This window comes from Pasteurella oralis, assembly GCF_002850605.1.
Taxonomy (GTDB): domain Bacteria; phylum Pseudomonadota; class Gammaproteobacteria; order Enterobacterales; family Pasteurellaceae; genus Pasteurella; species Pasteurella oralis.
In genome coordinates, this window is the sequence record NZ_NXGB01000001.1 from 381998 (window position 1) to 394798 (window position 12801).

Genomic DNA, 12801 nt, shown 5'->3' on the forward strand with positions numbered 1-12801 from the left:
TTGACCCTACTTTTTAAATCATAATCCTGCTTTTAAACTGGCTTCAATAAAACGATCTAAATCGCCATCTAATACTGCTTGTGTATTACGATTTTCGACGCCAGTACGCAAATCTTTGATACGTGAATCATCGAGTACATAAGAACGAATTTGGCTGCCCCAGCCAATGTCCGATTTGTTATCTTCCATGGCTTGCTTATCGGCATTTTTTTTCTGTAATTCCATCTCATATAGTTTCGCTTTCAACTGTTTCATACATTGATCTTTGTTTTTATGTTGAGAGCGATCATTTTGACATTGTACAACGATGCCACTTGGGATATGGGTAATTCGTACCGCACTTTCAGTTTTATTCACATGCTGACCACCTGCACCAGAAGCACGATATACATCAATGCGCAAGTCAGCAGGATTGATCTCTATATCAATATCATCATCAATTTCAGGATAAACAAAGGCCGCACTAAATGAAGTATGACGGCGGTTGTTTGAATCAAATGGACTTTTGCGTACTAAACGATGAATGCCTGTTTCGGTACGTAACCACCCAAAAGCATATTCACCAGAAATCTTGATAGTCGCTGATTTAATACCTGCCACATCGCCATCAGATACTTCCATTAATTCTGTTTTAAAACCTTTGCTTTCTGCCCAACGCAAATACATGCGTAGTAGCATTTCAGTCCAGTCTTGTGCTTCCGTACCACCAGAGCCTGCTTGTAAATCTACATAGCAATCTGCTGAGTCGTGTTGGCCGCTAAACATACGACGAAATTCTAATTGGGCTAATTTTTGTTCTAGCTCTTCAAGTTCTGTATTTGCTTCATTGAAGGTTTCTTCATCTTCTGCCTCAATAGCAAGTTCAAGTAGACCTTCTACATCTTCTAAGCCTTGATCCAGTGTTTTGATCGTATCAACAATAGCTTCAAGCGCTACTCGTTCTTTACCTAATGCTTGTGCTTTTTCTGGCTCATTCCAGACATCAGGTTGTTCAAGCTCGGCATTCACTTCTTCTAAACGTTCAACTTTGGCATCAAAGTCAAAGATACCCCCTCAGCACTTGTGTGCGTTCGATAAGGTCTGAGATTTTATTTTTTATTGGGTTAATTTCAAACATACTGCAAGTTTTTTATAGTGAAAAATTAAACGCTAATTATATGCTATTTTGGGGTTATATGGTAGGCAATTTTATGCTTCTTTGCTTGCACAAATACGGAATCTCTTTATAATCTTTATGTTTGTCTTTTGAGATATCGATTATCAGTGTGATTAATTTATAGGAATAAAAAAATGAAAAAATTTTTGGCTGTGCTTGTCGGATTAACTTTATCAGCACCACTTTTTGCTTCGACAAAGGCGATTTCTGAGCGCCTTAATCATATGGGCATTAAAAATGTTGAATTGAAAGATTCACCAGTTAATGGATTAAAAACAGCGATTACTGAGCAAGGTATTTTTTATATTACAGAAGATGCAAAATATGTTGTAGATGGCAAATTATATGAACTCAGTGATAAGGGCGTTACGGATGTTTCAGCGGGAATTTTGTTAGAGCAATTAAATAAATTTGATAAGGAAATGATCGTTTATCCAGCTAAAAATGAAAAACATGTTGTCACAGTCTTTATGGATATTAGCTGTCATTATTGTAAGGTGCTACATGAGAAGATTAAGGGCTATAATGATTTGGGAATTACGGTACGTTATCTCGCTTTTCCTCGTGCAGGTATAAACTCAAAAGTAGCGCGCCAGATGGAAACGATTTTTACTGCTAAAGACCCACAATTTGCATTGAATGAAGCGGAAAAAGGTCATTTTCCAAAAGAGTTAAAAACACCAGATATCGTGAAAAAACATTATCAGTTAGGTCTTCAATTTGGTGTAAATGGTACGCCAGCTATTATCACTCCAACAGGTGAATTAATTGGTGGATACTTAGAACCGAAAGCGCTACTTGCGGAATTAAATCGTCAATAGGTAACGCATTTCAATTAAATAAGGACGCCTTTTAGCGTCCTTAATTCCTTAATCTATTCATTTTTGTTGTAGGTTGGTTTGGTGAATAAATTAATTCAACGTCGCATTGTGCCACATGGCGAATCAATTTGTGCAGATCCCTTATTAGATCGTTTATATCGTGCCCGTCATATTCAAAACTCGCAACAATTAGACCGCACTTTAGCTGCCTTATTAAATCCCAAATTATTACAAGGTATAGAGCAAGCTGTTGCGTTGTTAGTTGAAGCGTATTTTCAACAACAAAAAATTGTCATAGTGGGTGACTTTGATGCAGATGGCGCAACAAGTACCGCACTGACAGTTCTTGCCTTACGTCAATTAGGCTTTACTAATGTCACATTTTTAGTACCAAATCGTTTTGAGCAAGGTTATGGTTTAAGTATTGCGGTGGCAGAACAAGCTTTGGCACAACAGGTACAATTATTAATAACGGTTGATAATGGGGTTTCTTCTGTAGATGGCGTGGCTTTTTTACAACAATATGGCGTTAAAGTATTAATTACTGATCATCATTTGCCACCAGAGGTCTTGCCTAATGCCGATGCTATTGTAAATCCTAATTTAAGCAATTGTAGCTTTCCATCAAAATCTTTAGCCGGTGTTGGGGTTGCTTTTTATTTAATGTTGGCATTACGTGCTAAGTTACGTGAAATGGGGCTTTTTGATCAAAAAACGCAACCTAATTTTAGTGATTTATTAGATCTTGTCGCACTTGGGACAATTGCTGATGTTGTGCCATTAGATCAAAACAACCGCATTTTAGCTTATCAAGGTTTAAATCGTATTCGTGCTTCGCATTGCTGTTGTGGTATTCGTGCTTTAGCTGAGGTTGCAAATCGTGATATTAGCCAGTTTTCTGCTGCTGATCTTGGCTTTTCAATCGCGCCACGTTTAAATGCTGCTGGACGACTAGATAATATGTCTGTTGGTGTTGAATTATTGTTAGCAGAAGACATGACAACAGCACGTGCACTAGCATTAGAGCTGGATGGGCTAAATCAAACACGCAGAGAAATTGAGCAGGGAATGAAGCTTGAAGCACTTGAAATTTGCCGAAAACTGACCGCACTTGAACAGACACTTCCTATGGGGATTGTACTATATCAAGCTGATTGGCATCAGGGTGTATTAGGGATTTTAGCTTCGAGAATTAAAGATCAATTTCATCGTCCAGTGGTGGCGTTTGCTCGTGAACAAGAAGGCATTTTAAAAGGCTCCGCGCGTTCAGTAGAAGGCATACATTTACGTGATGCATTGGAGCGTATTTATAGTAAATGCCCTGACATGATTTTAAAATTTGGGGGGCATGCAATGGCTGCTGGTTTAACAATTCGTGAAGAATGTTTGGTCGAGTTTCAAACTGAATTTAATCAACTGATGAATGAGTGGCTAGGAGAGGATGAATTACAAGGCATTATTTGGACTGATGGAGAGCTGAGTTCACAACAATTTAGCCTTGATATAGCGGAAATGCTAAAACAAGCAGGACCTTGGGGGCAAGCTTTTCCCGAACCTGTGTTCGATGGCGAGTTTAAAATCTTACAGCAGCGTTTAGTCGGGGATAAACATTTGAAAATGATGGTAGAGCCAAAACAAGGCGGACCATTACTTGATGCCATTGCCTTTAATGTCGATACTCGTTATTATCCTGATTTGTCTATCAAGTCAGCAAAATTAGCATATAAATTAGATATTAACGAATTTAGAGGCAATCGTAGTGTGCAATTGTTAGTCGACTATATTGCACCTGTGGCGAGTTGATCATTTTACATGTGGCGAATTGGTTTTTTATTTGTTTTATTCTGTTTTTCTTGTTTTACATTAGTTGCTAATGGAACGCCTTCGCTACATTTAAACGAAGATAAACCGCAACATTTTTTAGAAGGGCGAGATTATTTTTCATACCAAGCGCCTATTTATATTTCGAATCCGAATGATCCCTTGTTGATCCAATTCTTTTTTGATTATGATTGCCGTGTATGCTCTTCAGCATTAGATATCCTAGAGTTATATTCTCAAATTAATTTCGATAAAGTGAAGCTAATAGAACAACCTGTTGCGACCGATAAAGCACAATATTCCGCTTTAGTTTTTTATGCTTTACAAGCAATTAAAGCAGAGGATTTATCCGCGTTGTTATTATTTGAAACGGCAGAAAAACAGCGTTTTTCACAGCTTGCTCGTTTTAATGAATTACGAGCATGGCTAGAGACACAAGGGATAAATACGGACGATTTTACGAAAGCATTTTATTCCGCTAAAGTTGCACACGAAGTTGAACTTGCAGAAAAACGTACTGAAGAATATGGGGTATTTACTTATCCTTATGTCGTGATCGATGGACGATATGTGTTAACTGCAAGTACATTATATAATGACGATTATAGCTTTGCAGTGTTAGATTTTTTAGTGAATAAATTAATAAAGGAAAAATAATGAAAATTGGTATTGTGGGTGCAATGGCACAAGAAGTTGAAATTTTAGCCAATTTGATGGAAAGCAAAGTGGTTACTCAAGTTGCGAGCTGCACTATTTATGAAGGGGATATTCAGGGTAAATCTGTCGCTTTATTGCAATCAGGTATTGGTAAAGTCGCGGCAGCAATGGGAACAACAGCATTATTACAATTGAGTCAACCAGATATCGTCATTAATACGGGGTCTGCTGGTGGTGTGTCAACTGGCTTGAAAGTCGGGGATATTGTAATTTCAAGTGAAACTATTTATCACGATGCAGATGTGACGGCATTTGGTTATGCCAAAGGGCAGTTACCCGCTTGCCCTCCTGCCTTTATTTCTGATAAAAAATTATCTGATTTAGCAGAGAAAGTGGCATTAGCACAAGGGCATAATGTAAAACGAGGTTTGATATGCTCTGGTGATAGTTTTATTCATGGTGGCGCAGCATTAGCCAAAATTAAAGCTGATTTTCCACATGTGATGGCAGTCGAAATGGAGGCGACTGCCATTGCTCAAGTATGCCATGCTTTTAATATACCTTTTGTGGTCGTGAGAGCCATTTCTGATGCAGGAGATGGCGAAGCTAGTATGTCTTTTGAGGAGTTTTTGCCCCTTGCCGCAAAACAATCTTCTCAAATGGTGTTGGGGATGTTAGACAAACTATAAGCTTTTTATCAAAGAATAAGAAAAAGTGCGGTCGAAATTTTGAAAATTTTCACCGCACTTTTTATGCTGAGGAAAGCTGCTTTCAATCAGAGCAGCTTTATATGGTTATTTGTTTTTAGCTTGATTAATTAAAAATTGCACTAATAATGGAACAGGGCGGCCAGTTGCACCCTTATTGGCACCTTGTAACCATGCAGTACCCGCAATATCTAAATGTGCCCAACGATATTTATCTGTAAAGTTTGATAAAAATGCGCCCGCTGTAATTGCACCGCCCCAGCGCCCGCCAATATTCGCCAGATCAGCAAAGTTCGATTTCAATTGTTCTTGGTATTCTTCACCTAATGGTAAACGCCATGCTTTATCTGTCGTTTCTGTTGCTGCTTGTGTTAATTCTTCTGCGAGTTCATCATCAGTTGAGATTAAACCACTATTGTGCGCGCCTAATGCGACTACGCAAGCGCCTGTGAGTGTTGCTACATCAATCACTAATTCTGGCTCGAAACGCTCCACGTAAGTTAAGGTATCACACAACACTAAACGCCCTTCTGCATCTGTATTTAATACTTCAACAGTGAGACCTTTCATTGTTGTTAAAATATCGCCAGGGCGGTAAGCATGACCATCAGGTAAGTTTTCACAACCCGCTAATACACCAATGACGTTTAATGGCAGTTGCAGTTCAGCGAGTGCATGCATCACACCATAAACTGCAGCAGCACCGCCCATATCGTATTTCATTTCATCCATTGCTTCAGCTGGTTTAAGTGAAATACCACCCGCATCAAAAGTCAAACCTTTCCCTACGAGTACGATAGGTTTGGCATTAGGATTTGGATGATTGCGATATTCAATAATTGAAAGTTGAGCTTCATTCACAGAGCCTTGTGATACTGCCAAATAAGCGTTCATGTTTAATTCCGCCATGTCTTTTTCGCCAAGTACTGTGGTTTTCATTAATGCAGAACTTGCAGCTAAGTTTTTTGCTTGTTCTGCTAAATAAACAGGATGACAAATATTTGGTGGACAGTTCGCCACATCTTTAGCGAATTTCACGCCCAAAGCAACTGCCTTTGCATGTTCAATGGCTTGTTGAGCAACTTCGCCTTCAGTGCTAAAAATAAACTCTGTTAATGTAATATGTTGTTCATTTTTCTTACTTTTGAATTGTTCAAATTGATAGAAGCTGGCTTCAATGGTTTCTACGCTAAAACGAATGTTCCAGTACAGGTCACGATGTTTAATTTCAATGTCAGATAAGTAGCTGATGATTTGTTGGGCTTTAGTGGCTTTTACTGCTTGGATAGTGCTTTCGATAATTTGTTTAAATTGTTTTTCGTTTATTTCACCTTTTTTACCTGCGCCCACTACAAAAATACGTTGAGCGTTATAATTGGGTAGATGACGTAACACGACTACTTGCCCAATTTTGCCAGTGAGCTCGCCAGATTCAAGTAAACCAGTTAGGTAGCTTTGCGAAATTTCATCAATTTTTCTTGCCGCAGAGGAAAGTTTACCCTCTTCAAAAATACTAACAATAATATTACTTTTTATATCTAAAAGTGCGGTCGATTTTGCACAATATTTCATTTTATCCTCACAAAGATTTTTACTGTTTTCGGTTGAAAAATAAGTTATCATACGCCAACAAAGTAGCCAATTAAACCATTCTATATAAATTGCAAGAAAAATATAGGCAATAATGTGATTTTAACCCGATATTTAACTAAAGAAGTGTTTAAGAGCCAAATTGCGATCTTATTTATCTTACTTCTGATTTTCTTTTGTCAACAACTCGTTCGTGTATTAGGCTCTGCTGCAAGTGGTAAAGTGCCAGCAGATTTAGTCATGTCTTTGCTTGGATTAGGTATGCCAACTATGGCACAACTGATGTTGCCATTATGCTTATTCATTGCAATTTTATTAACTTTTGGCCGTTTATACGCAGAGAGCGAAATTACTGTGATGCGTGCCTGTGGTGTTGGGCAACGTATTTTAGTCCGTGTAGTATTAATTCTTTCCTTATTTACTGCGGCTTTAGCAGCATACAATGTATTTTGGTTAACGCCTTGGGCAATTCAAAAGCAAGGTGAGATCCTAGAAGATGCTAAAGCGAATCCAACGATGGGAGCGCTAGCCGCTGGACAATTTATTAATACCAATAATAATGAGTTCGTGTTGTTTATTGATAAGATTGAAAACAATACTATTCATGATGTTTATGTATTTCAAACACGCAAAAAAGGTAACTTAAAACCTTCAGTGCTTGTGGCTGAACAGGGTGAGTTAACCGCTTTGCCTAATGGTGATCAAATTTTAAAATTAGAAAATAGCCAACGTGTTGAAGGTAGCAGTGCTTTTCCTGATTTTCGAATTACACATTTTGATGAATACCAAGCTTATTTAGGTTACCAAAATACGAATAGTGATGAGCGTGACGCAGAGGAGTTGGGTTTTTCTGCTTTAATTCATACTAACACTCCTGCCGCGAAAGCAGAATTAAATTGGCGTTTAAGCTTGATTTTAGCAGTGCCTTTAATGGCATTGGTGGCAGTACCATTAAGCCGTGTTAATCCGCGACAGGGACGCTTTGCTAAAATTATTCCTGCACTATTATTATATTTAATTTATTTCTTATTACAGAGTTCCTTAAAATCAGCTTGGGGCGCAGGGAAATTAGATGCTAGTTTCTTAATGCCATTAGTGAATGTGATGTTCTTTATTTTGGGTATTGTATTGAATAGCTGGGGTAGTGCATCAATGTACAAAGCACGTCATTGGTTCAATAGAAGCGTTGCAATAAAAGGATAGTCAAAAAATGATGAATACCTTAGACCGTTATCTTGGTAAAAGCATTTTAGGTGCAATTTTTGCTACATTAGTGATGTTAGTTGGTTTGTCTGGCATTATTAAGTTCGTTGAGCAGTTTCGTAGTGTAGGAAAAGGTACTTATGATATTTGGCAAGCCATTCTTTATACAGTGCTGACTATTCCAAAAGATATTGAAACTTTTTTCCCAATGGCAGCTTTGTTAGGTGCACTGATTGCTTTAGGCAATTTAGCCAGTCGAAGTGAGCTTGTCGTGATGCAGGCATCAGGGTTTTCTCGTTTACAAATTGGTTTTGCTGTGATGAAAACCGCGTTGCCATTGGTTCTTTTGACTATGTTGATTGGTGAATGGGGTATTCCTCAAACTGAACAATTTGCACGTGATATGCGCTCAAAAGCGATTTCTGGTGGCTCATTATTGTCTGTGAAAAATGGGATTTGGGCAAAAGATGGCAATGATTTTATTTATATTAAACGGATTACGGATGATATTGAGCTAAGTGATATTTATATTTATAGTTTTGCCGATAATCGCCAATTAAAACGTGTAAAACATGCCAATTCCGCTTCTTATCGAGATGGTAAATGGAGCTTAGCACAGCTTAACGAATCGGAAATTTTAGATGATGAAATTAAGACAGTGAATCAATTGAATGCAGAATGGCAAACTAGCTTAACACCAGATAAATTGGGTATTGCTTCTTTACGACCAACTTCGTTGTCTATTTCTGGATTATCCAACTACATCGCATTTTTAAAAGAAACTGGGCAAGAATCTAAGAAATTTGAGCTGACTTATTGGCGTAAATTGTTTCAACCACTTTCTGTAGGAGTGATGATGATGCTCGCATTGTCCTTTATTTTTGGACCATTACGCAGTGTCACTGCAGGTGCGAGAATTGTCACAGGTATTTGTTTTGGTTTCTTATTTTATGTCGTCAATGAAATTTTTGGTCCATTAAGTTTGGTCTATAATGTAACTCCTTTAGCTGGTGCATTAATGCCAAGCATTTTATTTTTATTAATTACGTGGTGGTTGTTAAGTCGAAAGCGTACTTAAAATTGGCTAAAAACAGACCGCACTTAGCGGATAGGATAGCGATGGAAGGGTAGCTAGATGAGCTGCCTTTTTTATGCTATTTATTCGATATATTATTTGGTGTTGTTACAAAATATTTTATGTTCAGTAAGAAGATAAATTTGAACGAGAGCTTTAAATGTCTATGTAGTTATTAATTTTGTGTAGGCACAATGAATATTGAACCGCTTATTTTTATCGCTTACTTTATAAACAATCAAGTGAGCTTGATAGGCTAAGCATGCAATAAGAATTAAAGTGCGGTTAGATTTTTCTTGATTTTATCAGTAAGACAATTAAAGAAAAAATAAGGTGGATAAGAATCCACCTTATTATTAGGTTATGAGAATTATAAACTAAACACAGCAAAGCAAACTAATACTGTATAAAGTGTTGATAATCCGTAGAAAATGACGCCACTTGCTGGAATGTGGATTTTGAAATCATGCATACCATGATGAATACGGTGCATAGCCCCCCACATTGGGAAAATTAATAATACAAGTAGCAACAGTTTTCCAAGACCTGTATGTAAAAAAGCAACAAGTTCAATGGTATTTTTCGGATCAATCAAACCAAATGGCAATAAGAAGCCGAAGACTAGTACGAGTACAGGGTAGAACATTGCACTGACAGTTGTTCCTGCACCGAATAATAACCATACAACAGGTTCATTAGAACGTTTTGGTGTATCTTTCATTTTTCTCTCCTCGCTATACATACATGAACACTAAAATGACGAGGCTGATAAATCCAGTGACAGCCCATAATGCCGTTGTAATAATTTTTGGATTAATACGTTCACTTTTTACAATGATATTTAATACTTTAGGTGTCATTACGTAGTAAGTGACCGTATTTAATAGCATTGCACCAAGTGTAATGATGTTGAGAATAATCACGATTGGATTTTTTAAGAAAGAAATAAAATTAGCAAAACTTTCTAAATTTCCTAAGCTGATTACGCCATAAAGTAATACTAAACAGAACCAAAGTGTTGGAATTGCTGTTGCTTCACGTGCAATATAAAGTTTGTAAAAGTCTAACTTTTTCCACCAAGTTGGCTTCATCTCACGCACATATTTTTTGCGTTTACTGGTTGTTGCTGTCATTTTACACTCCTTACTTTTGCGGTTTAAGCATTGCAATTACAAAGTCTTTTGCACTTTCGACTTTACCTTGGTTTACCGCTGAAGCTGGATCAACATGTTTTGGACAGACTTCTGAACAATATCCAACGAAGGTACAGCTCCAAACACCGTTTTTACCATTGATAATTTTCATACGTTCTTCTTTACCATGATCACGATTATCAAGATTGTAACGATGTGCAAGAGTTAATGCTGCAGGACCAACGAATTCTGGGTTTAACCCAAATTGTGGGCAAGCTGCATAACATAAGCCACAGTTAATACACATTGAAAATGTACGATATTTTTCCAACTGTGCTGGTGTTTGCTTAGTACGGCTTTTGGCTAATTCTGCAGATGGATGTGGTTTTCCATCTAATGCAGGCGCTTGATTACCAATAATGTAAGGCTTTATTGCTTCTAAACTTTCGATAAAGTGGCTTAAATCAACAACTAAGTCACGCTCGATAGGGAAGTTAGCTAATGGTTCAATGCGCATATGACCACTGTAATCGCGCAAGAAGGTTTTACAAGCCAGTTTTGGCTTGTTATTTACCATCATACCGCAAGAGCCACAGATCGCCATACGACAAGACCAGCGATAAGATAATTCTGGTTCAAGTTTATCTTTGATATAACCCAATGCATCAAGTAATGAGGTTTGGTTATCATAAGGTACTTGATAAGTACGTAAGTATGGTTCTTTGTCCTGTTCTGGATTGTAACGCAATACTTCAATATTCATGATAGCTTGATTAACCATTTGCGTTCTCCTTATTTGCTTCAGTGGCTTGTGCTTTTGCTGCTTCTTGAGCTTCAGCTTCTGCACCATAAACACGTTTTGCAGGTTGTGATTTAGTAATTTTCACGTCGCTGTATTCGATACGCGGCGCATCATCACCATTATAGAATGCAAGGGTATGTTTCAAGTAATTTACATCATCACGTTCTGTGTAATCTAAACGTTGATGTGCACCACGAGATTCTTTACGTTCAATCGCTGAGTTTGCAATTGATTGGGCAACATCTAAGATATAGCCTAATTCAACGGTATATAATACATTGGTGTTGAATACACTGGAGCGGTCTGCAATACGGATACGTTTATAACGTTCTTTTAATTCAGCAATCTTATCTACCGCTTTTTGCATACTTTCTTGTGTACGATAGATACCACAGCCTTCTTCCATTGTATCGCCCATTTCATCTCGGATTTCTGACCAAGATTCAGTACCTTCTTGGTTATAGAGTTCATCTAAGCGTTGAACAATATCTTTTGCTTGTGCATCTACTGCGATTTGGTTTACTGCTGGTGCCTCAACTGCACGTTGAGCCGCATATTCACCTGCAACACGACCTAATACCACTAGTTCTGCAAGTGAATTTGAACCTAAACGGTTTGCACCATGTAAACCAGAAGAAGCACATTCACCAACTGCAAATAAGCCTTTGATGCGAGTTTCGCTGTTAAAGTCCACTTCAATACCACCCATTGTATAGTGAACAACAGGACGCACTGGAATTGGTGCTTTAGCTGGGTCAACTCCTTCATACGCTTTTGCTAATTCACAGATGAACGGTAGACGCTCATGTAAGTATTTTTCACCTAAATGGCGTAAATCTAAGTGAACAATATCAACACCTTTTGCGGTTTTTAAGGTGTTGCCTCTTTGTAATTCTTGCCAGAATGCTTGTGAAACTTTATCACGCGGACCCAATTCCATGTATTTATTTTCAGGTTTACCAATTGGGGTTTCTGGTCCTAGACCGTAATCTTGTAAATAGCGATAACCATCTTTATTAACTAAGATACCGCCTTCGCCACGGCAACCTTCAGTCATTAAAATACCTGTATTTGGTAAGCCTGTAGGGTGATATTGTACAAATTCCATATCACGTAACGGTACGCCATGACGATACGCCATTGAAAGACCATCACCTGTTACGATACCGCCGTTAGTATTAAAACGGAATGCTCGGCAACCACCACCTGTAGCTATGACAACGGCATTGGCATTGATTTGGACTAAACTACCTTCCATCATATTCATCGCTACCATACCGCGCACGTGACCGTCATCAACAAGGATATCTAATACGAAGTGTTCATCAAAACGAACGATTTGTGGATATTGGATGGAAGTTTGGAATAAGGTATGGAGTAGGTGGAAACCTGTTTTGTCAGCAGCAAACCAAGTACGCTCGATTTTCATACCACCAAAACGGCGTACGTTAACATCACCATCTGTTTTACGGCTCCAAGGACAACCCCAGCGTTCAAGCTGAGTCATTTCAACAGGTGAGTGTTGTACAAAATATTCTACAACGTCTTGTTCACATAGCCAATCGCCACCTGCCACAGTATCGTGGAAATGTTTATCATAAGAATCTTCTTCTTTGATAACCGCTGCGGCGCCACCTTCAGCAGCAACCGTGTGGCTACGCATAGGATATACTTTTGAAACTAAAGCGATTTTTAAGTTAGGGTTTGCTTCTGCTGCTGCAATAGCTGCGCGTAAACCGCCACCACCAGCACCGACAATTGCAATATCGACATTAACAGTTTGCACGATATTCCTCCAATCAAGAAAGTAAAAAATAAAAATAAACCAAAATTGGT

At 38.1% G+C, this 12801-nt stretch carries 12 protein-coding genes; 6 read left to right on the forward strand and 6 right to left on the reverse strand.

What is annotated here, in order from left to right; translation table 11 throughout:
• Nucleotides 1-18: 18 nt before the first annotated feature.
• Nucleotides 19-1117, reverse strand: a protein-coding gene (prfB, locus tag C0975_RS01885) for a peptide chain release factor 2 (RefSeq protein WP_101774703.1) whose coding sequence is annotated in 2 segments (ribosomal slippage) — nucleotides 19-1041 and nucleotides 1043-1117 — 1098 coding nt in all. Because the reading frame shifts where the segments join, the coding sequence is not laid out codon by codon here.
• A gap of 173 nt (nucleotides 1118-1290) precedes the next feature.
• Here prfB and dsbC point away from each other — a divergent pair.
• From dsbC to C0975_RS01905, 4 genes are all read left to right on the forward strand, one after another.
• Nucleotides 1291-1977 (forward strand): bifunctional protein-disulfide isomerase/oxidoreductase DsbC, encoded by a 687-nt coding sequence (dsbC, locus tag C0975_RS01890; RefSeq protein WP_101774704.1) that lies wholly within the window; start codon nucleotides 1291-1293, stop codon nucleotides 1975-1977.
• Between the two features lie 81 nt (nucleotides 1978-2058).
• Nucleotides 2059-3780: a single-stranded-DNA-specific exonuclease RecJ gene (recJ, locus tag C0975_RS01895; protein WP_101774705.1), complete on the forward strand. Its 1722-nt coding sequence runs from the start codon at nucleotides 2059-2061 to the stop codon at nucleotides 3778-3780.
• A gap of 9 nt (nucleotides 3781-3789) precedes the next feature.
• Nucleotides 3790-4455, forward strand: coding sequence for a thiol:disulfide interchange protein DsbA/DsbL (locus C0975_RS01900; protein ID WP_101774706.1), 666 nt, complete (start codon nucleotides 3790-3792; stop codon nucleotides 4453-4455).
• A complete protein-coding gene (locus tag C0975_RS01905; protein ID WP_101774707.1) occupies nucleotides 4455-5144 on the forward strand; it encodes a 5'-methylthioadenosine/adenosylhomocysteine nucleosidase in 690 nt (229 codons plus the stop codon). The genes C0975_RS01900 and C0975_RS01905 overlap by 1 nt, the downstream gene beginning before the upstream one ends.
• Before the next feature lie 105 nt (nucleotides 5145-5249).
• Here C0975_RS01905 and C0975_RS01910 read toward each other — a convergent pair whose 3' ends face one another.
• Nucleotides 5250-6734: a leucyl aminopeptidase gene (locus tag C0975_RS01910; RefSeq protein ID WP_101774708.1), complete on the reverse strand. Its 1485-nt coding sequence runs from the start codon at nucleotides 6732-6734 to the stop codon at nucleotides 5250-5252.
• A gap of 114 nt (nucleotides 6735-6848) precedes the next feature.
• On the opposite strand from C0975_RS01910, the gene lptF reads away from it, so the two are divergent.
• The gene (gene lptF / locus C0975_RS01915; protein ID WP_217349310.1) at nucleotides 6849-7955 is read left to right on the forward strand and encodes an LPS export ABC transporter permease LptF; all 1107 of its coding nucleotides are present in this window, start codon (nucleotides 6849-6851) and stop codon (nucleotides 7953-7955) included.
• A gap of 7 nt (nucleotides 7956-7962) precedes the next feature.
• On the forward strand, nucleotides 7963-9033 hold the full coding sequence (gene lptG / locus C0975_RS01920; protein ID WP_101774710.1) for an LPS export ABC transporter permease LptG: 1071 nt from the start codon (nucleotides 7963-7965) through the stop codon (nucleotides 9031-9033).
• A gap of 367 nt (nucleotides 9034-9400) precedes the next feature.
• Here the strand turns inward: lptG and frdD are convergent, their stop codons facing one another.
• From frdD to frdA, 4 genes are read right to left on the reverse strand one after another with little or no spacing between them, the layout of a single operon-like run.
• Nucleotides 9401-9751 (reverse strand): fumarate reductase subunit FrdD, encoded by a 351-nt coding sequence (gene frdD, locus C0975_RS01925; protein WP_101774711.1) that lies wholly within the window; start codon nucleotides 9749-9751, stop codon nucleotides 9401-9403.
• Nucleotides 9752-9764: 13 nt separating this feature from the next.
• Nucleotides 9765-10163: a fumarate reductase subunit FrdC gene (gene frdC, locus C0975_RS01930; RefSeq protein ID WP_101774712.1), complete on the reverse strand. Its 399-nt coding sequence runs from the start codon at nucleotides 10161-10163 to the stop codon at nucleotides 9765-9767.
• A 10-nt stretch (nucleotides 10164-10173) separates the two neighbouring features.
• Nucleotides 10174-10944 carry a succinate dehydrogenase/fumarate reductase iron-sulfur subunit gene (locus tag C0975_RS01935; RefSeq protein ID WP_049216061.1) on the reverse strand — a complete coding sequence of 257 codons (771 nt, stop codon included), beginning with the start codon at nucleotides 10942-10944 and terminating at the stop codon, nucleotides 10174-10176.
• Nucleotides 10937-12751 carry a fumarate reductase (quinol) flavoprotein subunit gene (frdA, locus tag C0975_RS01940; RefSeq protein WP_101774713.1) on the reverse strand — a complete coding sequence of 605 codons (1815 nt, stop codon included), beginning with the start codon at nucleotides 12749-12751 and terminating at the stop codon, nucleotides 10937-10939. The genes C0975_RS01935 and frdA overlap by 8 nt, the downstream gene beginning before the upstream one ends.
• Between the last annotated feature and the right edge of the window lie 50 nt (nucleotides 12752-12801).

What these genes read in the sequence shown, in the direction of transcription:
- C0975_RS01905 (WP_101774707.1), top strand. Translation starts at nt 4,455, where the DNA reads ATGAAAATTGGTATTGTGGGTGCAATGGCACAAGAAGTTGAAATTTTA.
- C0975_RS01935 (WP_049216061.1), bottom strand. Translation starts at nt 10,944, where the DNA reads ATGGTTAATCAAGCTATCATGAATATTGAAGTATTGCGTTACAATCCA.
- C0975_RS01900 (WP_101774706.1), top strand. Translation starts at nt 3,790, where the DNA reads ATGTGGCGAATTGGTTTTTTATTTGTTTTATTCTGTTTTTCTTGTTTT.
- dsbC (WP_101774704.1), top strand. Translation starts at nt 1,291, where the DNA reads ATGAAAAAATTTTTGGCTGTGCTTGTCGGATTAACTTTATCAGCACCA.
- frdC (WP_101774712.1), bottom strand. Translation starts at nt 10,163, where the DNA reads ATGACAGCAACAACCAGTAAACGCAAAAAATATGTGCGTGAGATGAAG.
- C0975_RS01910 (WP_101774708.1), bottom strand. Translation starts at nt 6,734, where the DNA reads ATGAAATATTGTGCAAAATCGACCGCACTTTTAGATATAAAAAGTAAT.
- lptG (WP_101774710.1), top strand. Translation starts at nt 7,963, where the DNA reads ATGATGAATACCTTAGACCGTTATCTTGGTAAAAGCATTTTAGGTGCA.
- frdD (WP_101774711.1), bottom strand. Translation starts at nt 9,751, where the DNA reads ATGAAAGATACACCAAAACGTTCTAATGAACCTGTTGTATGGTTATTA.